Source organism: Streptomyces shenzhenensis (assembly GCF_003688995.1).
Classification (GTDB): Bacteria; Actinomycetota; Actinomycetes; order Streptomycetales; family Streptomycetaceae; genus Streptomyces; species Streptomyces shenzhenensis_A.
Map to the genome: position 1 here is coordinate 71,848 of NZ_PENI01000008.1, position 24,526 is coordinate 96,373.

Genomic DNA, 24,526 nt, shown 5'->3' on the forward strand with positions numbered 1-24,526 from the left:
CTGACGGAGTCCCCGGCCGCCGCGGAGCCTCGTTGCCGGGTTCCGGCAGCGTGTGCCAGGTGAAGGTGTCCGGTCGGGGGGCCGGTCGGCCGTCCCGCCCCGGTGGCAGCATGGGCGGTCGCTGACGGATCGGAAGGACGCGGAGGCATGACACCTGTGCGCCGAAGACATCGGCCCTTCGCCGGACAACCCCACCTCATGGCACATCTGCGCACCGTGGTGTGGGGGCCCGCCGAGTTCGTCGGGCTGCCGCCCTGGTGGCTGGTGGGGGAGGGGCTTCTCGTCGGGACCATCGCCGCCGTGGCGATCGTCGGCACGACGCTCATCGGCGCCTGGACGGGCAGCGCCTCGCTCGCCGCCGGTGAGGCGGGCCTGGTGTGTGCCGCGGGCCTCGCCGTGTACCTGACCTGCACGGGGGCCGGACGAGCCCTGGTCGGTATCGCGGCGCTGCTCGGCGTGTGCCTCGCCCTCCAGGCTCCGCAGGCCGCCACCGGGATGGTGCTGGCGAAGCGGGGGCGGGTGCAGACCGCGGTGGTGACGTCGGTCGACGACGGCCGGGCGGCCGACAGCGCGCGCGGCCGGTACTTCTGCACGGTCGCGGATACGCACGGCGTACCGCTCAAGGGCCGGATCTGGCGCGGCTGCGGGCGGACGACCAGGCCCGGAGACACACTCGCCGTCGTCTACGACCCCATGGGACGTGTGCCCCCGCGGGGGGTGGGGACGGAGGGCGGGCTGCGGGATCCGCTGCGCGACCTGGCCCCGTGGTGTGCCGCCCTCGTCGCGGTGAGCCTGCTCGCCGTCGTCCGCTCCCACCGGCTCTCCAGCCCTTCCGGACCCCTGCTTCAGGGGTAGCCCCGGGGCGCGGTACCTCGTCGAGCTCCCCGGACGTTCACCTTGCCGTTGCCGAGATCACGCGTCCAGGGTCTGTGGGATTCGCCTACGTGCGGACAAACTCGACACGCCCCCCACACGAGCAAGAGAGCAGCACCAATGAACGGGTTCCTCATGGCTGTCCTCGGCAAAGCCGTCATGGCGCTTGTCGAGGCCATCGTCGTGCGCTTGGCACTGGACTTCTGGAAGATGTACACCCGGTCGCGCAGCATGGCGGCCGTGCCCCAGGAGGCGTGACGCGTCCGCGCCGGTCGCCACCGCGCGGACGCATGCTGTCCTCCGACTATTCGTGACGCCCGCGGCGCAGGATGGCTGTGGCACCTCCGATGGCCAGCGCCACGGGCCAGTCGAGGGCACCGGCCACCGTGAGCGTGCCCAGGCCGCCGTAGAAGAGAAGATCCCTGGTCGGCAGCTTCGGCAGTTTCGAGGTCATGGCCTGCGTGTTGGCCATCACATCCCCGGGTGTGAAGTAGGGGATGTGGACCGGCGCGTGCACATCCAGGCTGTGCATGTGCAGTTTCCCGTCCGTGGCGGCTTGCTGTGCCGTTGACTTGGCGCTCGGACGGGCGCGGGCCGCCGTCGTCTTCTTTGTGGTGGCTGCGCTGGGCATAGCCACCTCCTCGATGGATTCGAGTGCGGTTTCGCCCTTCCATTGTGGCGCGTATGCGCCACACCGACAGCTTCAGCCTGGTGCGAGTCGCAGAGGAGGCGGCGGACATGACCGAAGCCACCGATGCGCCCGAGGATCTCGTGCGGGCCGTCCGCGCGGCCGGCGTCAGCGACGAACGCCTGCTCCAGGCCGTACGAGCGACTCCCCGAGCGGCCTTCGTCCCCCCTGACCACCGTGCACACGCCTGCCACGACGTGCCCCTTCCGATCGGGCACGGACAGGTGACCACGCAGCCCTCGCTCTCCGCCATGATGATCGCGGGCCTCGACCTGAGCGGGAACGAGCACGTCCTGGAGATCGGTACGGGACTCGGCTTCCAGACCGCACTGCTGGCCCGGCTGGCCGCCGACGTCGTGACCATCGAGATGTGGCCCGACATCGCACATCAGGCACTGTGCAACCTCGCCGGGCAGGGCCTTCGGAATGTCGAGCTGCGCGTGGGGGACGGCAGCGGCGGTGTGCCGGACCGCGCTCCGTACGACGCGGTCATCGTGTCCGCCGCCTTCCCGGAGGTCCCGGCGCCGCTGGCCGGCCAGCTGTGTTCCGGTGGCCGTCTCGTTCAGCCCATCGGGCCGGGCGGCCAGGAGCAGGTCATGTCCTTTCTGCGGACCCCGACGGGGCTGGAGCGCAGCCGGATGCTGACGCTCGCGTACTTCGTCCGCCTGCGGGGACGGTACGGCTTCCCGTCCTGACCCCGGGTGGTCATTGGTCGGCGATCCGCGCCAGGGCGAGCGTGATGTTGTCGGGCCCGCCGGCGGCGATGGCGGCCTTCCACAGTTCGAAGGCGGCCCGGCCGTCGTCGTAGTCCCGCAGCAGGCCGTCGAGGATGTCGTTCGGCAGCGGGTCGGTCAGGCCGTCGGTGCAGATCAGATACCTGTCGCCGGGGGCCAGCGAGGCGGTCAGCACATGCGGGGTGATGGCGTGGTACGTCGCGGCGCCGCCGAGGGCCTGCGTCACCACGGGGGTGGTGCGCTGCCCCGGTCCGAGTGGTGGGTTGTCGTCCACGCTGACCTGGAGCAGTCCGTCCCGGGGCGCGGCGTACACCCGGCTGTCACCCACGTTGAACGCCAGGACCGACTCGGGCAGAAAGACGACGCCTGCGACGGTCGTGCCCATCGCGGCCCGTCCGCCACCGTCCCCGCCCGCGGCCCCGTACACCTCCCGGTTACAGGTGTGCATCAGCTCGCGAACATGGTCGTCATCGGTCAGGAGGGGCCCGGTCGACGCGAGGCGGCGTACCACCAGGGCACTGGCCACTTCTCCGCCGGGCTGCCCGCCGAGCCCGTCGGCGACGGCGACGACGAGCGGCGTACCGAGCGGGAACACCAGGGTCTGCGGGTTCTCGGTCATGGTGGCGCACAGGGTCCACGGCCCGACGACCAGACTGTCCTCGTTCCGGTCGCGGATCAGTCCTGGATGGCTCAGCGCACTCACAGCGACGTACGGCATCACGACCATTCTCAAGTGACCCGCGCACCGGTGCATCTCGGCCCCACTTCCAACGGCCGTGGGACACCGGGCGGCACGACCGTCAGATCGTCGAACTGGGAGGTCGTGTAGGAGTCGAGTGCGAGACCGACCTGGCCGTGGTCATAGGTGCCGTCGGTGACCTGGGCGACCACCTCGTTGTCGATGCCCGCGGTCATCGTCCCGCCCGAGAAGCCGAGCGACAGCCGGTGCCAGGTGTCGGCGCCGGGGGACGACAGGTTGCCGTCGGCCAGGACACGGGTGGTCTTGTCGGGTGCGATGACCTCCAGGGACCATGCACCGGAGTCCGACAGCTTCACGTAGTAGCCCTCCCACACGTTGACACGGCCGGGTCCGAACGAGTTGAGCTGGTTCACCACCCGGCCGAGCAGCGACGCCGTGCCGGAGTGCCGGATCAGTGTCTTCGCGGAGACGGTGTAGTCGGTCCACTGGCTGTCCCCGGTCAGGGTGAGCGGGCTGGGCACCCTCGACCACTGGATGGGCCGGGTCGTGACGGCCTGCCGCAGACACCCGCCGGTGCCGCGGCTGCCGGCGGCGGCCTGTGGAGCAACGGAGCAGCGGGCGGTCTGGAACGCGCCCTCCATGTCGGAGATGTAGCGGGGCGTGGCCTGGGGCCGGTAGGTGTCGAAGCCGTCACGGTAGGGCAGGGCCATGGTGTGCGGGGCGGGCGCCTTGTCCACGGCCTTGCCCTTGCGACCGGGCATGGTGGTCAGCGTGGTGACGGTGCCCGGTTCCAGCGTGACGCGGTGGCCGCCCGTCGCGTCCGGACCCACCTCGGCGCCGCGGACGAACCAGTCGGCGGGGTCGGTGGACTCCAGGGTGGTCGACCAGCGGTGCAGCGCGCCGCGCGGAAGACCTCCGGTGGGCGTGACGCGCACGGTCTGCGGGCCGGTGGCGCCGGTGGTCTCGAACACCGTCGTGTAGGCCGGCCGCGGTCCCGGGGAGCGCAGCGTCACATACGTGCCGCCCCCGTCGAGGTATCCGCTGGCCGAGTCGACGTAGCGCCAGCCGGGCCGGGTGAACTGCGCGGTCTGGGCGATGGTCCAGAGCGTGGGGCCCAGTTCGTAGTGGCCGCTCCACGGCTCGTTGGCCCGCAGCAGACCGCTGCCCTGCATCTGCACGGTCGGGTACCAGGCGTACGCCGCCGGCCAGTTGATGAAGGCCGTGATGCGCGAGTCGACGTACTCGTGGTTCATCTCGGAGGCGAGCCGGGTGGCGCCCGTGAGGTAGTTGTTCCAGCCCGATTCGCTGGCGAACAACGGCTTGTCCAGGGCGAGGGCGTCCTGCGAGCTGGAGCAGTGCAGGACGGAGCACGGGTAGTGGATGCCGACGACGTCCGTCGCCGCGTCGAAGGCGGGGTCGTTCTTCATGTCGGTGGCCACCTTCCAGCCGGCGTTGTCGGCGGCCACCACCTTGACGTCGCCGTGACCGGTGCGGACGAGGGCGTCCTTGAGCTTCCCGTACCAGGCCGCGTCCCAGCCCTTCTCGTTCCAGCCGCCGAGGTAGTCGATGTGCAGCCCGTGCTGCCGGGCGCAGCCGAGCCACCGCATCAGATAATCGATGTTGTCCGTGGACCAGAAACCGCCGTCGAACCAGCCCGGCGCGCCCCATTCGAGGCCGTAGAACCTGATCTGCGGATTGCGTTTCTTGGCCTGTTCCATCAGCCACCACTCGTAGCCCCGGTCGCAGTCGACCTGGGTCGGGGTGCGCATGTGGCTCGGTTCGGCTCCGTTGCTGGAGTTGGTGTCCGAGCCGATCTCCACCTTCAGGATCTGCAGCGAGGCGCCGTAGCCGGGCTTGAAGAGGTAGTCGAGGAGCTGGCTGCGCTGCGGCTCCGGGTAGTCGACGAGCAGGCGTGAGGTGCCGCCGCCACCGCTGATGGCGCCGACCCCGTCGAACACCCGGCCGGTGCCGTTGCCGTCCGCGGTGATCTGCTGGACGGCGGGCGCGGGGGTGTCGGCGTGTGCCGCGGACGGGGCGACGAGGGCCAGGCAGGACACGAGCAGGGCACACACGGCCCGGCCGGCGCGTCCGGGGAGCAGGCGTCGGCCGCCCGGCCGCTTTCCGGTTCTGAGCATGGGATTCCCCTCATACGGCGGACGGTCGTTCAGAGCTCGACATGGCTGCGGCCGGCGGGCACCTGCCGTCCTCGGGGACGGCCGCCCGGCGGGAACACCTCGACGGCCGCCGGCCCGTCGGCGTTGATGTCGAAGGAGGCACCGGAGGCGCGGAGCACGAAGTTGCGGACGGCCACGCGGGCGCCGGTCGCCCGGAACACGGTCCGGCCGTCGCGGACCAGCGTGGTCCGGTTCGGTCCGGCGGAGACGGCGTAGGTGTGCCCGCGCAGCCGTACGTTGGCGACCGTGTTGGTGCCCGGCAGGGAGAGCGTGCCGAACATGAGGGCCGCGGGGTCGCCGTCCCACGGGTTGTCCGAGACCAGCTCGTGCAGGCCCTGCACGGCCATCGCGTTGGACCAGGAGTAGGTGCGCCATGCGGTGTCGACGGCGGAGGCCATGACGGACTGGCCGGGTTCGGGGTCGAAGGACTCGGGGAACCAGCCCTCCTTGTCCCAGGCCTCCAGGTACATCGCGGTGCTCCGGGCGGCGAACCGGCCCGCGACGTCGTCGAAGCCGTAGCGTTTGACACCGTCGTACACGGTCGCGTTCATGGGCGGCCACACGGCGCCCTTCCACTGCTCGGGGGCCGAGCCCTCGCCGTACCGGGTGAAGAAGCGGAAGCGTGCCGAGCCGGGGTGCACCGGGCCGCCCGAGCAGTAGGCGGGGTCGTTGCGTGCGACGCTCGGAACGACGTACTCGCCCCAGAACTCGGCTGGATCGAGCAGGTGTTCCTCGACCAGGATCCGTGCGCGTTCGGGTGTGGCGAGGCCCGCGAACATCGGGTAGAAGACCGTGGGTGTGACCACCTCGTTCCAGGTGCCGTCGAGGTAGCGGCTCAGATACAGGCCCTTCTCGGGGTGCCACAGCCGGTCGTTGAGCAGCCGCCGGATCGTCGCGTGCTGTGCCGCGAACCGGGCGGCGTCCCGCGGCCTGTCGAGCACCCGGGCCATCTTCGCCAGCGTCTCGGCGAGCAGCGCGTAGTAGGAGTTGAGCGCCACATCGGTGAGGTCGGTGTTGTCCCGGGCGTCACCGCTGCCGCCCTGTTTGGCGATCCGGTGGTAGGCGGCGTACACCGGGCTGTCGTCGAGCCCGAGGTGGTTGCCCCGGCCGCCGATCCGGTCCCCGAAGTAGGGGGTCTCCAGCAGACCGTCGCCGTCGGTGTCCCACTCCGGCAGCAGGTCGTGGAAGGTGACGAGCGCGGGGTACGCCTGCTCCAGCAGCGAGCGCTCGCCCAGCTTGGTGTACAGCCGCCAGACGGCGTACGCGTGCATCGGACCGGAGTTCTGCTGGTCGTAGCGCGGGCCGCGCAGCGGGACCTGGTTGGGCGGCGCCGGTGCCTCGAAGACACCCGTCTCGTGCTGGACTGCGAGGGGGCGGCTGACGAGGGCGGCGTTCACGGCGTCGAAGGCCGAGTCCCAGCCGGTGAACAGGCCGCCTCCGCCGCCCCATCCCCACAGGACGAAGGTGCGCTGGTGGGCCTTGTCGTAGTTCGTGTTGAGGGACAACGCGTCGCGCACCGCGTCCGCGGACCGTCCCACCGGTCCGGAACCGGTGAGGTTGCCCGCGCGGACCCGCGCCTCGGCGGCGGCGAGCACCCGCTCCACCTCGTGCGCCTCCGGCACGTCCGCGCCCTGCGGCCGGTCGCCGACCCGGGCGGCGAACGTGAGGGTCCGGCCCTTGCCGAGCCGGTACTTGAGCGCGGCGACCGCGCTGCCGGGTGCGCCGCTGCCGCCGGTCATCGCCGCCGTCATGTCGGCGATCGAGGCGTAGCAGCCGGAGCTGTCGGCGGGTTCCGTGGGGGAGAGCCGGATGTGACCGGTGCGGTTCTCCTCCAGGAGTCCCGGTGCGCTGCCCGTCATGCTCTGGCCGTCCAGTGCGAAGTCCGCCTTCTCGCCCCAGGGCGTGGCGAGTTCGAGAACGACGGTCGTGTCGTCGTCGAGCGCGGTCACTGACCCGACCAGGCCGCTGCCGTCACCGGTGCGCGCGTACCGCACCCGGAGGCCGCGCTTCTCGTGCTGCGTCTGCGCGTACTTCTGCTCCAGCTGCGGAAGCTTCGCCGTGGCGTCGGCGACCTCGCTCTGCGACCACTCGTCCGGGTGGGCGATGACCTCGCGCAGCGCTTCGAGGTGTGCCGGCATGATCGTGCGGTCGTCGGAGCTGACCCTGACCTCTTTGTAGGCGCCGTCGGGGGTCATGGGACCTATGCGCCACAGGTAGTTGGTCATCTTCTCGCGGATCAGCCTGCCCTGCGGGGTGAGCAGGGCGACGCGGAGCGCGAACCGGCTCTCGCCCGCTCCGACGAACAACGCGCCGGTCCACTCCTGGTCCTTGACGCCCGGCATCGCGAACGGCCGCTTGAGCGTGGGATGGACGAGGGAGCCCTCGGACCCGGGTCCGTTGCTGCTTCCCGGAGCGGATTCGGGGGCGGGCGGGGCGGCCTGTGCGGAGCCCGGACTCGCGGCGAGGGCGAACGTCGAACCGGTGAGCCCGGCGGCGCCGACCGTGCGCAGGAAAGTACGTCTGGGCAGCTGAGGGTGCGTCATATGGCGTGACCTTTCGGTGCGGAGCAGGTGCGGGTCGTACTCCGGTGCGGCGGCGAGGCGGCGGCTCTCCTCAGCGCGCGATACGGTCTGCGATCACCTCCATGTTCGATATCTCGGACGTTAATCGGTATATCGGCCGTAGATCCACGCAGGAGTATGGAGGACGAGACTCGGCTGTCAAGGTCAACGGCAGAGAAAAGATCGGGCGCACGCCGGTGCGGGACGCGCCCGGCCCCGCCCGAACCACCGGGTCAGGGCCGCGCCCGGGAGGCTCCCGCTTCGTGCGAGCGCGAGGTCACAGCCAGCCCCGGCGGGCCGCATGCCAGGCCAGTTGCATACGGGTGGTCGCGCCGGCGAGTTCCATCATGTGCTGGATGCGGCGCTGCACCGTGCGCCGGCTCAGCGCCATCTGGGTCGCGATCGCCTTGTCGGCCACACCGGCCACCAGCAGGGCGAGCAGCCGCCGGTCGGTGGGGGACAGCGGATCCGGTCTGTCCGTCGCGTCTCGTCCGGACACCGCACCCGTACTGTCGACGCCCAGCGGAACGGCGTCCTCCCAGTAGCGTTCGAAGAGGGCGATCAGGGCGGCGAGCAGATTGCTGTCGCGTACCAGGGCGGCGGTGGGTTCCGTCGGGCTGCCCTGCGGGCCGCCGGGTACGAGCGGGCAGACGGCGATGGAACGGTCGGCGATCGCGAGGCGCAACGGCAGATGCGGTACGGCGCGGGCGATCTCCCCCGCGCGCACGCCCGCCACCACGTTGTCGACGGCGCCCTCGTCGTCGAAGAAGGCCTTCTCGTACACGACGTGATAGCGCACCCCGCGCGCGAGGGCCTCGAACTCCGCCGTGTTGCTGCCCGAGGGCATGGCCACGTACTGGGCCTTGCAGAACCAGAGCAACTCGTCGTGGGCGCTCGCCTGGATCTGCCGCAGATGCTGACGCAGCGCCTCCGCGCCCGTGATGACCTCGATCAGCTGGCCGGCGTCCTGCCTGCGCATGGTGTCCTGATAGGCCTGGAGCAGGCTGGTGGTCTCGGCCCGAGCCAGGTCCAGCGCCTCGGCGCCGCGCTTCAGCCGCGGCAGGAGCGCCACATCGGGGGGTGTGGCCCGGAAGTCGCTCGGCAGGCCGTCCGCGTGAGAGGCCATCCCCTTGGCGGCCAGTGCCTTCAGGACGCCCGCGGCCTCCGCCTCGCCCAGCCCGGTACGGAGGGCGACATCGGTGACCGAGGCCTGACCCGATGTCACGAGCAGCCGGTACACCGACTCCTCGATGGCCGAGACCCCAGCGGCCTCCAGCGCCATGGCGCCCTCCCCGAGACCGGCGGCTTCAACAGTTGAACACCGTACTGCATGGACGGACGGGCGGGCCCACCGTGGCCCGCCCGCCCGTCACACCGGTCTCACCTGCGGTTACCCAGGGTGCAGGTACGCCCGCTCCACAGTCTGCGTCACCGAGTCACCGGAGGCGTCCCGCGCCGTGACACGCAGCGTCACCTGCGCGTCGCCGCGGATCCCCGACGGCCTGGTGACGATCGCCCTGAAGGCGTCCTTACCCTGCCCCTTCACCGTGGTGGGGCTCCAGGTGCGGCCGTCGTCGTACGAGGCCGCCACCTTGACGCTCACGCCGGCCGGGGCCGGCAGACCGTCCTGGGCGCGGACCGTCACGCCGACCGTGTGCGTGCGCGCCGCACTCACGGCGTTGTGTGCGTCCACCGGTACCGCGTAGTCGAGTTGGAGCAGCGGCAAGGCGGTCGCTCCGTCGGCCCTCGTCGAACGGAACGACCAGGACGTCCGGGTGGCCGTCCCGAGCTTCCAGTCGCTCGCCACCCGTGCCGTGGTCAGGTCGAGCCGGTAGTCGGCCGCGCCGGCGGGCACCTCGACGTCCGCCCAGGCGCTGTCCGCGTCGGCGATCTTCACACCGTTGCGGTACAGCGAGGCGGCGGCCGAGTCGCCCGGCTGATCCGCGTCCGAGGCGCGGAAGCCGCCCAGGCCGCCGTCCGAGGCGGTCAGGCGCGACCAGTGGCCCGATGCCGAGTCGGTGAACTCGGGGATGCGCAGCCGCAGTACGTCGCCGACGCGCACCGACGGTGTCACCGTTCCCCGGGGGATCGACGGCCTGACGACGGCGCCCTGCCAGGTGTCGGTGACGCGCTCCCCGGGCCGGTAGACGCGGGGAGCGTCCCGCATCCCGGCGGTGAGCACCTGGTCGACGTCCCACGTGGTCGTGTGATTCACCACGTGCTGCCAGACGGTGTCACCGGAACTGACGTACTCGGTACGCGCGAAGCCGGTCGGGACATGACGTGTGTACTGCAGCCAGGCGGTGTCCTGGTACGGGCGCCGGCCGAAGCGCTGCTCACTCGCCCACCCGGAGCCGCCGTTGTCCGCGTACGTGGTGCGGACGACCGCGCTGTTGCGCGTCGACACGGTGTGCACCACCTGTCGCGGGATCTGTTGCGCGGACACCTGCATCACGTCGTACAGGTAGGGGCTGCGCGGCGTCCCCGTGAACGCGACCGTGGTGGTGCGGCGGGCGATCCGTGCCAGCAGTTCGGCTCCTGTCCGCGCGCCGATCCGTACGGTGGGAAGGGCCCACCGGTCGCCGTCCGGGGTCCAGCGACTCCACCCGGTGTCGGCGAAGTGGACGAGCATGACGGCGCGCACGCCGGCCGCGGCCGCCCGCTCGACCAGCTTCCGCTCGTCGGCGCCGGTGGGGTTGTCGACGACCGCCAGCCTGCCGCGTGCGCGGCTGAAGTCGGGAGCGGCGGCGTCCCCGGCGTCGACGGCCGTCAGCCGGGTTCCGCGGTCCTCGAAGAGGGGCGAGTAGGGCATGTAGTAGGCGCCGAGGCCGGTTCCGGCACCGGCCACCTCCGCGTCGAGGAGCGGGGCGACGAGCTGCCAGCGCGAGGCGAACTCGAAGGTACCGTCGGTGACCTTCGCGGTGGGGCTGACGTACAGCCGTTTGGCGATGTCGAAGTACATCGTGCCCTGGACCAGACTGTGTCCGTCCAGCTTCCGGTACGTCTGGAAGCTGAGGACACCGCGCTGTTCGGCGGGCTGAGGCGTGCGGATCTGCACCGGGACGGTCTTGCGGGCGTCGAGGGTGACGGTCATGTCCTTGGTGACCTTGACCTCCGGCAGGACCACGTCGCGCAGCTCCTGCCCGTCGGCCGCGTCGTCCACCGACGTCATGTCCAGCTGGTAGGTGCCTTCCTCGACCTCGGCGACGGCCGGGTCGGTGCTGATGTAGTCCACGAAGCCGTCGGCCCCCCAGATGGTGGGCAGCGCCGGGACCAGCTTGCCGTCACGGTCGTAGGCCTTGACGGTGATCCGGTGGACGGGGCCGTGCACCACGAGGCTCAGCGTGGTGTGCACGGAGACCGCGCCGTCGGCGGAGGCCGCGGTGACGTAGCCGTAGAACTTGCCCTGCGTCGTGCGGGCCGGGTCCACCGTCAGCGGGACCTTCGCCGTCGCCCCCGCGGGGACGCGGACGGAGCTGCCGCCGAGCCGCACCGCGCCGTCCGCGGGCGCGGTGCCGCCCTGCGTGGCCAGCCTGAGGGTGAGCGCGAGCGTGACGTCCTTGTCGGAGGCGTTGGTGTACGTCAGTTCGGTCGTCCGGGCGTCACCGGTTCCGCGCTCGAACGGGCCGAGGGCCACGGAACCGGTGGCGGTGACCGGCCCCAGAGCCGCGGCGGCCACGTCGATGCGGCCGCCGCCCTGCTCGGTGGGCTGCTGACCGGCGACCGTACGGGCCGTGCTGATCAGCGCGTCCTTCAACTGCGCGGCGGACCAGTCCGGATGACGCCCGGCGAGCAGCGCGGCGGCACCCGCCACATGGGGCGTGGCCATCGATGTACCCGATGCGGCCACGTAGTCCGGGCCGACCGGGTCGCCCATCGTGGTGCCCGCCGCGCGGGCGGCCACGATGCCGACGCCCGGTGCCGTGACATCCGGCTTCACGGCGTCGTCGCCCGGCCGCGGGCCGCGGCTGGAGAACGGGGCGAGCGAGTCGTCGCGGTCCACGGCGCCCACCGTGAGCGCCGCGTCCGCCGCACCGGGGGAGCCGATGGAGCCCGGCCCCCGCGAACCGCTGTTGCCCGCGGCCACGACGAACAAGGCGCCGGTGCTCGCGCTGAGTTCGTTCACCGCCAGGCTCATCGGGTCCGTGCCGTCCGTCGGTTCGTCCGAGCCCAGACTCATGTTGACCACTTGGGCACCCTGGGCCGTCGCCCACTCCATGCCGGCGATCACCTGGGACTCGGTGCCGTAGCCGTCGTCCCCGAGGACCTTCCCGACCAGCAGTTCGGCGGCGGGTGCGACCCCCTTGCGGGTGCCGCCGGACGCGGCACCCGTGCCGCCGACGATCGACGCGACGTGCGTGCCGTGACCGAAGGCGTCACCGGTACCCGAACTGCCGGAGAAGTCCTTGGCCTCCGCGATCCGCCCGGCCAGATCGGGATGGGTCCGGTCGACACCGGTGTCCAGCACCGCGACCTTGACGCCCTCGCCGTGGTCACCGGTCTGCCAGAGGGCCGGCGCGCCGATCTGGGCGGTGCTGCGGTCCAGCGTCGCGTCCACGCGCGCGTCCAGCCAGACCCGAGGAGCGGCAGTGAGCTGCTTGGCGTTCATCTCGCCGGGGGCGGGCGCCAGTTGCTTCCAGAACCGGCTCAGGTCGTCGCCCGCCACGCGCATCGACCGCGCGCCGATGCTGTTCAGCGTGCGCACGGGGGAGCCGTCGTCGGCGACGGCCGTCAGCCTCTGCACGGCGGACGCCGTGACGCCCGCCGGCTGCCCCACGATGAGCGGCAGCGCGTCGGTGTGCGCCTCGTCGTAGCGCTGTGCGGCCAGCGCCGTCACATCGAACAGCTGCCTGTCCAGCCGGCCGGTCGAGACGAGGTCGCTCGCATCGGAGGGAAGGACCGTCAGATGACCGTCCTGTTCGACGGTGCGGAAGACGATGCCCTGCCGTCCGGCACCCGGTTGCACCGAAGCGAGTTGTTTGCCGTCCGCGGCCGTGGTGAGGGTCACCCGGTCGCCGGTGATCAGGCGCACCGTGGCGCCCTTCGCCCGCGCGGGCGTGTCCGCCACGGCCCCTGCACTGCCGGTCCGAGCGGACACCGGCACCATGGCACCGGCGGTCAGTGCGACCCCGGCCGATATCGCCGCCACCAGGCGGATCGGTCTCATCAGTCCCGTGCCTTCCCTTGTACGCGGTGGATTGTTCACGTCCTGGAAAGAATCCGGCGGCACAGAAGCGCATGTCACTCGATTCCGGTGGCACAGGTGGGACATGTCGCAACGGCGACAGGGGTGCGAGGCGGCCCGCGCGGCACCGGTTCCTTTGCGGACCCGCATCACCAGAAGGCCGGGAAGGCGAGGGGCTGTCCGGTCGTGGCCACAACGCACACCGGTCGCCCGCTGTCTGCGCCTGCCGCGCCGCCGAGCCGTGAGAACCCGACGGCGCGCGGCTCTACGGCTGGGTCTCGCCGGCGCCGGAGCCCGGTTGTTCCTCGGCGGCGATACGGTCTAGCAGTTCGCCGAGCAGGGCGCGCTCGCCGGGGGTCAGGGACCGCACTCCGTCGCGCATCAGGGACTTCAGGGCGATGGCATGGACGGGCGCGGGCCGGGCTCCGGGCTCCGGCCCGCCGGCGGGGGCGGCGGGGGCGAGTACGGCGGCGAGTATCGCGTCGCGGACGTTGTCGGCGAGACCCTCGTAGGCGCTGAGCCGGTCGTCGTCCTGGGCGGCGATGAGGGTGAGGGTGACTCCCATGCCCGCGGAGTGGACCATCGTTGCGGCGGTCTCGACGCTCGTGCGCAGCCGGCCTGCCTCGGCCACCCGTTCGACGATGCCCCGCAGTACCCGGTGGGCCTCGCCGGTGACCGCGAACTGCTGGCCGGGCCGCGGTTCGGCGTACAGCAGCCGGTACAGGGCGGGGTTGGCCAGGCCGAACGCCACGTGCATGTCCCAGCCGCGGCTCAGTTGACCGACGGGGTCGCCGTCCCGGCCGTCGGCCTGCTTGGCGGCCAGGTAGGAGGCGTATCCCTGCCGGGCCACCTCGTCGAGCAGGCCCTGCATGTCGCCGAAGTGCCGGTAGATCGTCTGGGCCTGCACGCCGGCGGCCGCGCTGACCGCGCGTGTGGACACCGCTTCCCGCCCGCCCTCGGCGAGCAGGGCCGTGGCGGCCTTGAGGATGCGCTCGCGGGGCTGCGCCGTGTTCGTTCCGACCGTCGTCATGGAATCGATGCTAACAGTTGCGCTACATCGATGATGTGTTAGCGTTGATGTGTCGCTGCTGTTATCGGCGATGCATTGACTGCTCTCCTGAGTTCACCCAGCCGCATCCAGCCCCATCCAGGCCTCGACCGGGCCGCGGGGCATGCCATCGAAGGACGGATCACCATGACGGACAACACCACCCGTGTCGCACTGGTCACCGGAGGCTCCGGCGGCATCGGCCGCGCCGTCGTCGAACGCCTCGCCAGGGACGGCTTCGCCGTCGGCGTGCACTACGCCGGCAACAAGGCCCGCGCCGACGAGACGGTCGCCGCGGTCACCGCGGCCGGCGGCAGGGCCGTCGCGGTCGCCGGCGATGTCGCCGACGAACACGCCATGACCGACGCGTTCGACGCAGTGGAGCGGGAGTTCGGCGGCCTCGACGTCGTCGTCAACACCGCGGGCATCATGCTGCTGTCGCCGATCGCCACCCTCGACCTGGCCGACCTGGACCGGATGCACCGCACCAATATCCGCGGCACCTTCGTCGTCTCCCAGCAGGCAGCCCGGCGGATCCGCAGCGGCGGCGCGATCATCAACTTCTCGACCTCGGTCACCCGCCTCCGGTTCCCCGCCTACGGCGCCTACGTCGCCAGCAAGGCCGCCGTCGAGGGCATGACCCTGATCCTCGCCCGCGAACTGCGCGGCAGGGACATCACCGTCAACGCCGTCGCCCCCGGCCCCACCGCCACGCCCCTCTTCCTCGACGGCAAGGACCAGACCACCATCGACGACCTCGCCGCGACGGCCCCTCTGGAACGCCTGGGCACACCGCAGGACATCGCCGAAACAGTCGCCTTCCTCGCCGGCCCGGCCCGCTGGATCAACGGCCAGACCCTGTACGCCAACGGCGGCCTGGCATGACGAAGCCGGCACCGGCCGGGCCCGGCCGACCCCCGATCTCCAATCGCCCCGACAGCCCTTCAGGATCTCCCATGAAGTACATCGTCGTGATCACCGGTGCCTCCAGCGGCTTCGGCGCCCTGACCGCCCGCACCCTCGCCGACGCAGGCCACACCGTGTACGCCGGCATGCGCGAGACTCACACCCGTAACGCCCCGCAGGCCCAGGCGGCCGCCGACTACGGCGCCGGTCACGGTGTCGACCTGCGCGCCATCGAACTCGATGTCAGTTCCCAGACGTCCGTCGACACCGCCATCAACCAGGTCCTGGGCGAACAGGGCCGCATCGACGTCCTGATCCACAATGCCGGGCACATGGCCACCGGACCGGCCGAAGCGTTCACCCCGGAACAACTCGCCCAGCTCTACGACGTCAATGTGCTCTCCACCCAGCGCGTCAACCGCGCCGTGCTCCCGCACCTGCGCACCGCGGGCCGGGGCCTGGTGATCTGGGTGTCCAGCTCCAGCGTCAAGGGAGGCACCCCGCCCTATCTGGCCCCCTACTTCGCGGCCAAGGCCGCCATGGACTCCCTGGCCGTCAGCTACGCCGCCGAACTGGCCCGCTGGGGCGTGGAGACCTCGATCGTGGTACCGGGCTCGTTCACCAGCGGCACCAACCACTTCGCGCACGTCGGCCATCCGGCCGACACCACGACAGAGAGGCAGTACGAGACGAAACACCCTGGGCTCATCGAACAGGTCGCCCAGAAACTGGCCGCACTCGCCCCCGACGGTGCGGATGCCTCCCTGGTCTCCGACGAGATCGCCCGTATCGTCGCTCTCCCCGCCGGACAACGCCCCTACCGGGTGCACGTCGACCCCGCCGACGACGGCTCCGAGGAAGTCTCCGACATCGCTGACCGCATCCGACGCGAGTTCCTCACCCGTGTCGGGCTCACCGACCTCCTCACCCCACAACAGGGGGTGCGCCCCGCTCGCCCGGCCGTCGGCGAGTGGGGTCGGTCAGGGGTCACGGCTGCTGACGGAGCCCGATGACGTGGCCGTCCGCGTCCTTGACCGAGGCGACCTTCAGGCCGCCGCCGACGTCGTGCGGCTCTTCGTCGGACTCAGCACCGGCGGCCAGCAGGCCCTGGTAGGCGGCGGTGATGTCGGGGACGTCGCGGAAACAGACCGGGCCGGTGAAGGCGCGGTCGTGCGCGTCGGGGACGAGGCCGATCTGCTGGCCGTCGCGCTCGAAGCCGACGTAGTACGGCGCGTCGGTCGACGGCTCGACGCCGAGGAACGTGCTGAAGAGCGCCTTGGCCCGGGCCAGGTCGGTGACGTGGTAGAGGATCGTGGTGATGCCGCTGCTCATGGCGTAGGTGCTCCTGTGTCTCGGTGCAGTGCTGCGGCGGTGTCTGTGGGTTCCGCCGGTGAACCCACGGTAGGCACGGGGCGCGGACGGCCGCTTCTCCGAAACTGACCGATCGGGCCCCGAGCCGGTCGGCGGACGCCGCCGCGTACCCATGCCGCACACGTCGGCGTACGCATGCCCGTGGTGGTCGTCTCCGCAGCGTTAGCATGCGTGCCATGCCGGACGCACCACCCCACCCGAAGCCGTTCACCTCGCTGGCCGAGCCTGCGGCACTCGATGACCTGCGTGTACGACTGCGCTCGACACGTTGGCCGGATGCGCCCGAGGACGCCGGATGGTCACTCGGGACCGACATCGCCTACCTTCATGAACTCGTCGACTACTGGGCGGACGGGTTCGACTGGCCGGCCCAGGAGACGGCGCTTACCAGGCTGCCCCGCTTCCGTATCCGGCTCGGCGGCCTGGGGATCCACTTCGTGCACGCCCGGGCCGTCGCGCCGTCCGGCCCCGTGCTGCCGCTGGTCCTCAACCACGGCTGGCCGGACTCGTTCTGGCGCTACTCGAAAGTCATCCCGCTCCTGACCGATCCCGGTGCACACGGTGCGGACCCCGCCGACGCGTTCGACGTGGTCGTGCCCGACATGCCGGGCTACGGGTACTCCGACCGCCCCACCGGCCCGCCGCTCGACTCCATCGCCGTCGCCGCTCTGTGGGCCGAACTCATGGGCGTCCTCGGCTACGCGCGGTTCGGTGCGGCGGGCGGAGACATCGGCAGTCACGTGAGCCGCTACCTTGCGCTCGACCACCCGGACCGGGTCGTGGCCGTCCACCGCATGGACGGGGGCCTGCCCGTCTTCACCGGCGACCCGGCCGATCTGGCGCCCGAGGAGCGCGCCTGGTTCGAGGACGTCACGGCTTGGGGCGCGAGCGAGGGCGCCTACGGAGCCATGCACCGCACGAAGCCCCAGACCGCCGCCGTCGGGCTGACCGACTCCCCGGCCGGGCTCGCCGCCTGGATCGTCGAGAAGCTCCGGGAGTGGAGCGACTGCGGCGGGGACATCGAACGGAGCTTCACGAAGGACGAGATCCTCACGAACGTCACGCTCTACTGGCTCACGGGGACGATCGGCTCGTCGATGCGCATGTACCACACGAACGCCGCGATCCCGCCTGAGCAGCTCACCCGTCGGGTCGAGGTGCCGTCCGGGTTCTCGCTCTTCCGCGGCGACATCGTCCGCCCGCCGCGAGCATGGCTCGAACGCACGGCGAACGTCGTACGCATGACTGAACCCGAGCGCGGCGGGCATTTCGCACCGTTCGAAGAGCCCGAGCTCTACGCGGAAGAACTGCGCGCGTTCTTCCGCCCCTACCGGGCGGCGGCGACGGGCTGAGAACACCACTGCGTGCGCCGCCGACGAACATCGCTCCCCCCCGGCCCTTCCCCTCCGGGGCGCAGGTGTCGTCACAGCGTGGGTGTGACTGGTGAAGCGTCTGGTTCGGCGTTGCCGCCACCACTGCCCACCGATGGGGACAGCCAGCAGGTGAGAGTTGGGCCGGCTACCTCGCAGCCCGTCAGGCCGAATAGCGCGCTACCCGTTCAACTGCCCCGGGGCAGTTCGGCGCGCCGTACCGCGCTGGAGGTCAAGGCGATGGCCACGCCCAGGCTGGCGAAGGTGCCGCAGCCGACGAACACCGGGGCCGCACCCCAGGCTCCGACGGCAGCGCCGACCAGCGGGTAGCTGAGGGGCGCGAGACCGACCATGGTGAGCATGACGACGGAGGTGACCCGGCCGAGATAGGCCGGGTCCGCCGCGGTCTGTATGAGGGCGTTGTCCAGGCTGCCGAAGATGCCCGCACAGAGCCCGATGACTGCGGCCAGCACTGCGGCGAGCCAGAGGGTGGGCACCAACGCGATGGCGGCCGCGCCCGCGCAGCCCACGAGCAGTGTGCCGGCCATCATCAAGCCGGCACGGGGCAGCCAGCCGGCGATCGCGAGCAGCGCGGCGCTGGTCGCTGCTCCTGCACTGAAGCTGCTGACGATCCAGCCGTAGCCGGAAGGGCCCCAGCCGCGCTCGGCGTTGAGGAGAATCATGCCGACGTTGAGGGTGCCGATGAGCCCGAGTTCGCAGATGGCGCCGGCGGCGACGAGGGGGCCGATGAGGCGGTGGCGGCGGATGTAGCGCAGCCCGTCGAGCAGGTCCCGTCGTGCGGTGCCGGGCCCCGGTCGGCGCTCCGAGTCACGCGACCCGAGGGACCGTATCCGTACCGTCAGCAGGAGCGGAAGGGACAGGGCGAAGAGCGTGCCGGCGACGGCGAAGGCGGCTGCAGGCCCGCCCAGTCCCATGGCCAGGCCGCCGATCGGCGGGCCCGCGATCTGGCCGAGGCGCATCGACAGCGAGCGCATGCCGGTGACCCGGGCCAGTTGGTCAGGGCTGGTGATGCGCGGCGGGAGGGCACCGACAGCGGGTACGAAGAGCGCGTCCACGGCGCCGAAGACGAGCGCCACCGCGACCAGGACCCACAAGGCCGGCGCAGTCAGTGCGATGCCGGCGGCCGCCGCCAGGATGAGGAGACAGCGCAGCGTGTCACTGCCGAGAATCACCCGACGGGGGTCGAACCGGTCGGCCACCACGCCCCCGCCGAGCATGAGTAACGCACGGGGTAGTGCCCCCGAGGCCATGACGAGACCGACTTCGGTAGGGCCGGCGGCCTTCTGGGCGGACCAGCCCAGGGCGACGAAGTACACGCTGTCGCCGACGAGGGAAGCGGTGTACGCGGTGAGCCAGCGCCATACGTTGCCGTCGCGGTGGGCCGGTGTGGTGGCGTATTCGGGCAGGGCTGTCTCGGTGGTGGCCATGGACGGCTCCAGCAGGTCGGGGAAACGGCCGGGTCAGGGCCGGAAGGGAAAGCCGTAGAGGTGCACGGATACGTGCTCGCGGTCCTCGGTGTCACCGGTCGCCTTTGCGGCCTTGCCACGCTCCCGCCAGCGCCGGGCCAGCTCCTCAAGTTCGTCGCTCATCTCGGAGAGTTCGGCGGGGGTGAGGTCGAGCAGCCACTCGGCGCTGAAGGCCGCGTCGGTCCACGTTTTGCCCCAGGCGGCCTTCTGGTCGAGATACGTGCGGTACTGGGCGACCCGGGTGTCGAACATGCCACGGGTCACCGCGCCGGCGGCGGCGGCGCCCTCGGGTGTGTCCGCGAAGTCCGAGTCGCGAAAGCCCCAGCCCTCCTCGGATGCCACTCTCCACCACCGCTCGCGGCCGTCGGTGCCCTGGCCGTTCGCCTGGGTCACGAAGCCGTTCTCGGCCAGTTTGCGCAGGTGGTAACTGACGAGCGACGGCGTCTCGTCGACATGGTCGGCGAGCTGAGAGGCGGTCGCGGTGCCCGTGGCGTACAGCATTCGGTAGAGCTGCATCCGCAGTGGGTTCATGAACGCCCTCAACCGGGACAGGTCGGTGATCTGCTCAGGCTCGTGCTTCGGTCGCATGCGCCAACCATAGATGTGAAGTAGAAACTTCACAATAATGGCTTCAGAGTTTCACGGCGCCTGGAGTTACAGGAGCGCGTCCAGGGTGATCGGGAGTTGGCGGATTCGTTTTCCCGTGGCGTGGTACACCGCGTTGGCGATCGCGGGTGCGATGCCGACCAGGCCGACCTCGCCGACGCCTTTGGTGCCCGTGGCGGTGCCGCGATCGGGTTCGCCGACGAAGACGACGTCCAGTTCAGGGACATCGGCGTTGACCGCGACCAGGTAGTCGCCGAACGTGGCGTTGGCGATGCGCCCGGTGTGCGGGTCGGTGACCGTGTCCTCGAACAGGGTCATGCCGATGCCGCCGACCGTCCCGCCGATGATCTGGCTTCTCGCCGTCTTCTCGTTGAGGATGCGGCCACCGTCGATCACCGAGACCACCCGCGCCACCCGGAGCAGACCGAGGTCCGCGTCGACCCGGACCTCCACGAACTTCGCGCCGTACGCGCCGGCCAGGGACATGCCCAGCTCCTCGGGGACCGGCGGGCTGCTCTTGCCGTTCGCCGTGAGCTCGGACAGCTCGTGCCGTGCGAGGATCTCGACGTACGACTCGCCGAGGTCCGGGCGCCCCACGGGGTGGATGGTTCCGCCGGTGCACTGGACGTCGTCCGGGGGCACACCCCGCAGGGGCGATTCGGGGCTGGCCCACGCGAGTTCGGTGAACGAGCGCACCAGCCGCCGGCAGGCGTCGTGCACGGCGTTGCCCAGTGCGCCGGTCAGACCGGAGCCGCCCGCCATCATCGAGTTGGGCATGTCGGAGTCGCCCAGGTCGAAGCGGACCATGTCGAGGGGCAGGCCCAGTTCCTCGGCGGCCAGTTGGGCCATCACGGTGTAGGTACCGGTGCCGATGTCGGTCGCCGCGCTGCGCACCAGCGCACTGCCGTCGCCGCGGACGGTGGCCTGCGCCGCACAGGGCTGGGCGAAATAGGGGAAGAGCGCACTGGCCATGCCGTAGCCGACAAGCCAGTTGCCGTCGCGCATGGAGCGTGGCCTGGGATTCCGCCGGGACCAGCCGAAGCGCCGCGCGCCGACCTCGTAGCACTCCAGGAGCGCCTTGCCGGACCAGGGCAGCCCGTTGCGCGGATCGACGTCGGTGTGGTTGCGCAGCCGCAGCTCCACGGGGTCCATGCCCAGCGTGTAGGCCAGTTCGTCGAGGGCCGACTCCAGCGCGAAGTTGCCCTGCGCCTCGGCGGGGGCGCGCATGGACGTCGGAACGGCGATGTTGATCCGGGCCTGCCGGTCCTGCGTGATCACGTTGGGGCACCGGTAGGCGAAGGCGGTTGCCGAGGCGAAGGGCTCGTAGTCGTTGTCCTCCATGCTCAGGGAGATGAGGCTGCGGTGATTGAGGACGAGCAACTCGCCGTCGCGTGTGGCCCCGACCCGCAGCCACTGCACCCCGCTGGGCCGGTGTCCGACAGAGGTGAACATCTGCGGCCGGGTGAGGACCAGCTTGACCGGTCGCCTGAGCACCCGTGCTGCCATGGCGGTCAGGATCACATGCGGCCACGCACGCAGCCCGGCGCCGAAACCCCCGCCCACATAGGGCACCAGAACCCGCACGGAGCTCTCCGGGATACCGAAGGCCATCGCCAGGCTGGTGCGCACCATCGACGGCCACTGGCTGGTGTCGTGCACGGTGAGAGTGTCGCCCTCCCACGCGGCCAGGGTGGCGAACAGCCCCAGCGGGTTGTGGGTGTTGTCCGCCGTGGTGTACGTGGCCCGCAGGGTCACCTCGGCGGAGGCCATCGCCGCGGCGGTATCGCCACGCGAGGTGTCCATCCCCCATGGGTCGACGAGATGTTCGGCCCGCGGGTCCTGGAGGTCCAGCAGCGGCTCCGTGGCCTCGTAGTCGGCCCGCACCAGGCGGGCCGCGGCGCCGGCCTGCTCCGGGGTCTCGGCCACCACGAAGGCGATGTGCTGCCCGTGGTGGACGATCCGGTCGTTGCGCAGCGGGGCAGGGGGCGACGCCCCGAGCACCGTCACCGGTCCCGTCCCCACCCGCGGCGCGTTCTCGTGGGTGAGGACGCCGATCACTCCTGGGGCACGCTCGGCGGCCTCGGTGTGCATACGGACGATCCGCCCCGCGGCGATGGTGCTCTGCACCAGGGCGCCATAGGCCTGACCGGGCACGCTGAAGTCCATCGGGTACGGGGCCGTGCCGGTGACCTTGCGCGGGCCGTCGACTCGGTTGACGCCCGCGCCGACCAGCGGCCTCCTCCGGCTCTCGACGGTGCTCATGCGGTCACTTCCGAAACTGTCTGCAGTTCGCGCACCAGCGTGCGCCGGGCGAGCGGCACCTTGAACGCCGTGCCCGGGACGGTCCAGGCGTCGCGCAGAGCCGCGTCGGCGGCCTCCCGGAACGTGGCCGTCGTGGCGGACGCGCCGGTCAGCACATGCTCGGACTCATAGGCCCGCCACGGCTTCGTGCCCACACCCCCCAGTCCGACCCGGGCTTGACGGATCATGCCGTCCTCCAGGACGAGCAGCACCGCGGCCGAGGCGAGCGCGAACTCGTACGACGCCCGGTCGCGGACCTTGAGGTAGCCCGACCGGGCGGCCGCCGACGGCAACGGGATCTCGACGGCGGTGATCAACTCGGCGTGCTCCAGGACGTTCTCGCGCTGGGGACTCTCGTCGGCGGTCAGGTAGAACTCCGTCAGCGGTACCGTGCGGGCCTCCGCCGGGCCCTGGATGTGCACGACCGCGTCGAGCGCCACCAGGGCGACGGCGAGGTCGGACGCGTGCAGCGCGATGCACCGCTCGCTCGCGCCGAGCACCGCGTGCATACGTGCCGCACCCTGCGCCGCGGCGCAGCCGGAACCCGGCGTGCGTTTGTTGCACTCGGGCACCGTGGGGTCGCGGAAGTAGCGGCAGCGCGTGCGCTGCAGCAGATTGCCCCCGATGGTGGCCATGTTCCGCAACTGCACGGAAGCGCCCCGCAGCAGGGACTCGCGCACCATGGGCAGCCGCGCGGCCACCGTGGCGTCGGCGGCCAGTTCCTCCATGGTGGCCAGGGCCCCCACATGGAGGGCCGCGCCGCGGCGTTCGATGCCGTGCAGCGGGAGGCGGGTGATGTCGATCAGCCGCGGCGGCTCCAGGACCCCGTCCTTCATCAGGTCCAGCTGGGTCGTACCGCCCGCCAGGCAGGACGCCGCCGGGTCCTCGGCCAGCAATCGCACCGCCTCGCGGGTGTCGGTGGCCCGGACGTAGTCAAAGGCCCGCATCGTGACCTCCTTGGGACGCCGCCTCGCGTATCGCCGCCACGATGTTGGGATAGGCGCCGCACCGGCACAGGTTTCCGCTCATGAACTCCCGGATCTCCGCGTCGGAGCCGGCCCGGCCCTCGGCCATGAGCGCCACCGCGGACATGATCTGCCCCGGCGTGCAGAAGCCGCACTGGAACCCGTCGTGCTCCATGAACGCCTGCTGCACCGGATGCTGCCCATCGGCGCCGGAGACGCCCTCGATGGTGGTGATCGCCCGGCCCTCGGCCTGAGCGGCCAGGGTCAGACAGGCCAGCACTCGCCTGCCGTCCAGATGGACCGTGCAGGCGCCGCAGGCGCCCTGGTCACAGCCCTTCTTCGTACCCACAAGACCCAGCCGGTCACGCAGCGCGTCCAGCAGGGTGACCCGGGTATCCAGACGCAGGGTGTGCGGGCGGCCGTTCACGGTGAGTGTCACGACCCGCTCGGTGATCGCAGGACGTTCGTCCACGTCCCGCCTGCTCGCCACGTCCGTCATAGCACCCTCCTCCGGACGGGTGATCGCACAGGACTCAAGCCGGTCCTGGGGATAGACCCAGTGAAGCAGTTATGTGCTTGCACGGCATTTCGCGCATATTGCTCCACTGTAAGCAGATATGACACAAAGGCCCACGGAAGTCGACCACGGCGCAGTGCGCGGGGACACGGAGAACGCCGCGCCCGCAACTGCTGACGGTGCGTCGGCGCCCCTTCTCCGACAGGGGTCGGATCCGGCGGCGGGTCAGTTCCTGCGGAGCACTGTGGGCTGGATCACGGGCCGTTGGTTGAGTCCGGACGTGGGCCTCTTTCCGTACCCACGCATGACGAACAGGGTCCGGATGCGAGGATGAGGCGCCATGACAGCAGGGTGGTGTTCTCGCACGGTGCGGGCCGCGGTGTTCGCGGCCGTATGTGTGCTGCTCGCCGCCCTGGGCCACGTCATGATGTCCGGCTCCTCCGTGCCCGCCTGGACGCTGGCCGCGGGCGCGGCCGCGACCGGTGCCGTCGGCTGGTGCCTGGCGGGCCGTGAACGTGGGCTGCCGTTGATCGTGACGGTCGTGGTCGCCGCGCAGACGGCGCTGCACTCGGCCTTCTCCCTCGCCCAGTCGGCGTCCGCAGGCACCGCCTCCGCGGACAGGGGCGACATGGGGTCCAGGCATATGAGCATGGACATGGGGTCGATCCAGCCGGATTCCATGGATATGAGCCACATGGATGTGACCCACATGGCGATGGGCCACATGGGCATGGGGCACATGGGTCATTCCATGGGCGGCGGTTCGGCGTCGTTCGGCATGCTCGCCGCCCACCTGATGGCCTCGCTTCTGACGGGTCTGTGGCTGGCGTACGGGGAGAAGGCCGCCTTCCGCATCCTGCGGGCCGTGGCCGGATGGCTGGCGGCACCCCTGCGGCTGCTGCTCGCCGCGCCCGTCACCGTGGGCCGCCCTCGCGTCCGTCCCGGGCGCCCGCGCTCGGACCGGGCGCCGAGCCTGCTCCTTCTCGTCCACGCGATCACCTCTCGGGGACCTCCTGCCGGGACCGCTGTCATCTGAGGAC

At 71.1% G+C, this 24,526-nt stretch carries 20 protein-coding genes; 7 read left to right on the forward strand and 13 right to left on the reverse strand.

Translation table 11 applies throughout. The annotated features are described in order from the left end of the window. Nucleotides 1-198: 198 nt before the first annotated feature. Together CTZ28_RS15305 and CTZ28_RS47015 are read left to right on the forward strand one after the other, a co-directional pair. The gene (locus CTZ28_RS15305) at nucleotides 199-855 is read left to right on the forward strand and encodes a hypothetical protein (RefSeq protein WP_121889942.1); all 657 of its coding nucleotides are present in this window, start codon (nucleotides 199-201) and stop codon (nucleotides 853-855) included. A 138-nt stretch (nucleotides 856-993) separates the two neighbouring features. Next, a complete protein-coding gene (locus tag CTZ28_RS47015) occupies nucleotides 994-1,131 on the forward strand; it encodes a hypothetical protein (protein WP_183154410.1) in 138 nt (45 codons plus the stop codon). A 46-nt stretch (nucleotides 1,132-1,177) separates the two neighbouring features. On the opposite strand, the gene CTZ28_RS15310 is transcribed toward CTZ28_RS47015, so the two are convergent. After that, the gene (locus CTZ28_RS15310; protein ID WP_121889943.1) at nucleotides 1,178-1,504 is read right to left on the reverse strand and encodes a hypothetical protein; all 327 of its coding nucleotides are present in this window, start codon (nucleotides 1,502-1,504) and stop codon (nucleotides 1,178-1,180) included. A gap of 107 nt (nucleotides 1,505-1,611) precedes the next feature. Here CTZ28_RS15310 and CTZ28_RS15315 point away from each other — a divergent pair, with 107 nt between their 5' ends. Then, on the forward strand, nucleotides 1,612-2,256 hold the full coding sequence (locus tag CTZ28_RS15315; protein WP_121890122.1) for a protein-L-isoaspartate O-methyltransferase family protein: 645 nt from the start codon (nucleotides 1,612-1,614) through the stop codon (nucleotides 2,254-2,256). A gap of 10 nt (nucleotides 2,257-2,266) precedes the next feature. On the opposite strand, the gene CTZ28_RS15320 is transcribed toward CTZ28_RS15315, so the two are convergent. From CTZ28_RS15320 to CTZ28_RS15345, 6 genes are all read right to left on the reverse strand, one after another. Next, a complete protein-coding gene (locus CTZ28_RS15320; protein WP_121890123.1) occupies nucleotides 2,267-3,013 on the reverse strand; it encodes a PP2C family protein-serine/threonine phosphatase in 747 nt (248 codons plus the stop codon). An 11-nt stretch (nucleotides 3,014-3,024) separates the two neighbouring features. After that, nucleotides 3,025-5,130, reverse strand: a complete 2,106-nt coding sequence (locus CTZ28_RS15325) for a glycoside hydrolase family 30 protein (RefSeq protein WP_183154411.1) — start codon at nucleotides 5,128-5,130, stop codon at nucleotides 3,025-3,027. 29 nt (nucleotides 5,131-5,159) lie between these two features. Then, entirely contained in the window at nucleotides 5,160-7,712 is a 2,553-nt protein-coding gene (locus CTZ28_RS15330) for an MGH1-like glycoside hydrolase domain-containing protein (protein WP_121889945.1), read from the reverse strand. A 295-nt stretch (nucleotides 7,713-8,007) separates the two neighbouring features. After that, nucleotides 8,008-9,012, reverse strand: a complete 1,005-nt coding sequence (locus tag CTZ28_RS15335; protein WP_121889946.1) for a helix-turn-helix transcriptional regulator — start codon at nucleotides 9,010-9,012, stop codon at nucleotides 8,008-8,010. 108 nt (nucleotides 9,013-9,120) lie between these two features. Continuing rightward, a complete protein-coding gene (locus CTZ28_RS15340; RefSeq protein ID WP_121889947.1) occupies nucleotides 9,121-12,897 on the reverse strand; it encodes a S8 family serine peptidase in 3,777 nt (1,258 codons plus the stop codon). Between the two features lie 283 nt (nucleotides 12,898-13,180). After that, nucleotides 13,181-13,945, reverse strand: a complete 765-nt coding sequence (locus tag CTZ28_RS15345) for a TetR/AcrR family transcriptional regulator (RefSeq protein WP_121889948.1) — start codon at nucleotides 13,943-13,945, stop codon at nucleotides 13,181-13,183. Nucleotides 13,946-14,110: 165 nt separating this feature from the next. Here CTZ28_RS15345 and CTZ28_RS15350 point away from each other — a divergent pair, with 165 nt between their 5' ends. Further along, nucleotides 14,111-14,848: an SDR family oxidoreductase gene (locus CTZ28_RS15350; RefSeq protein WP_121889949.1), complete on the forward strand. Its 738-nt coding sequence runs from the start codon at nucleotides 14,111-14,113 to the stop codon at nucleotides 14,846-14,848. Nucleotides 14,849-14,919: 71 nt separating this feature from the next. Continuing rightward, the gene (locus CTZ28_RS15355; RefSeq protein ID WP_121889950.1) at nucleotides 14,920-15,882 is read left to right on the forward strand and encodes an SDR family oxidoreductase; all 963 of its coding nucleotides are present in this window, start codon (nucleotides 14,920-14,922) and stop codon (nucleotides 15,880-15,882) included. Here the strand turns inward: CTZ28_RS15355 and CTZ28_RS15360 are convergent. Continuing rightward, on the reverse strand, nucleotides 15,857-16,201 hold the full coding sequence (locus tag CTZ28_RS15360) for a VOC family protein (RefSeq protein ID WP_121889951.1): 345 nt from the start codon (nucleotides 16,199-16,201) through the stop codon (nucleotides 15,857-15,859). The genes CTZ28_RS15355 and CTZ28_RS15360 overlap by 26 nt on opposite strands. 215 nt (nucleotides 16,202-16,416) lie before the next feature. Here CTZ28_RS15360 and CTZ28_RS15365 point away from each other — a divergent pair, with 215 nt between their 5' ends. Next, nucleotides 16,417-17,592 (forward strand): epoxide hydrolase family protein, encoded by a 1,176-nt coding sequence (locus CTZ28_RS15365; RefSeq protein ID WP_121889952.1) that lies wholly within the window; start codon nucleotides 16,417-16,419, stop codon nucleotides 17,590-17,592. A gap of 206 nt (nucleotides 17,593-17,798) precedes the next feature. Here the strand turns inward: CTZ28_RS15365 and CTZ28_RS15370 are convergent, their stop codons facing one another. The 5 genes from CTZ28_RS15370 to CTZ28_RS15390 form a co-directional block, all read right to left on the reverse strand. Continuing rightward, nucleotides 17,799-19,058: an MFS transporter gene (locus CTZ28_RS15370; protein ID WP_121889953.1), complete on the reverse strand. Its 1,260-nt coding sequence runs from the start codon at nucleotides 19,056-19,058 to the stop codon at nucleotides 17,799-17,801. A 33-nt stretch (nucleotides 19,059-19,091) separates the two neighbouring features. After that, entirely contained in the window at nucleotides 19,092-19,685 is a 594-nt protein-coding gene (locus CTZ28_RS15375; RefSeq protein ID WP_121889954.1) for a winged helix-turn-helix domain-containing protein, read from the reverse strand. 66 nt (nucleotides 19,686-19,751) lie between these two features. After that, nucleotides 19,752-21,965 carry a xanthine dehydrogenase family protein molybdopterin-binding subunit gene (locus tag CTZ28_RS15380; protein WP_121889955.1) on the reverse strand — a complete coding sequence of 738 codons (2,214 nt, stop codon included), beginning with the start codon at nucleotides 21,963-21,965 and terminating at the stop codon, nucleotides 19,752-19,754. Next, nucleotides 21,962-22,951, reverse strand: a complete 990-nt coding sequence (locus tag CTZ28_RS15385; RefSeq protein WP_121889956.1) for an FAD binding domain-containing protein — start codon at nucleotides 22,949-22,951, stop codon at nucleotides 21,962-21,964. The genes CTZ28_RS15380 and CTZ28_RS15385 overlap by 4 nt, the downstream gene beginning before the upstream one ends. Then, a complete protein-coding gene (locus tag CTZ28_RS15390; protein ID WP_121889957.1) occupies nucleotides 22,938-23,468 on the reverse strand; it encodes a (2Fe-2S)-binding protein in 531 nt (176 codons plus the stop codon). The genes CTZ28_RS15385 and CTZ28_RS15390 overlap by 14 nt, the downstream gene beginning before the upstream one ends. A gap of 358 nt (nucleotides 23,469-23,826) precedes the next feature. Between CTZ28_RS15390 and CTZ28_RS15395 the strand changes: the two genes are divergently transcribed. Then, nucleotides 23,827-24,522: a hypothetical protein gene (locus tag CTZ28_RS15395; RefSeq protein WP_121889958.1), complete on the forward strand. Its 696-nt coding sequence runs from the start codon at nucleotides 23,827-23,829 to the stop codon at nucleotides 24,520-24,522. Nucleotides 24,523-24,526 lie beyond the last annotated feature (4 nt).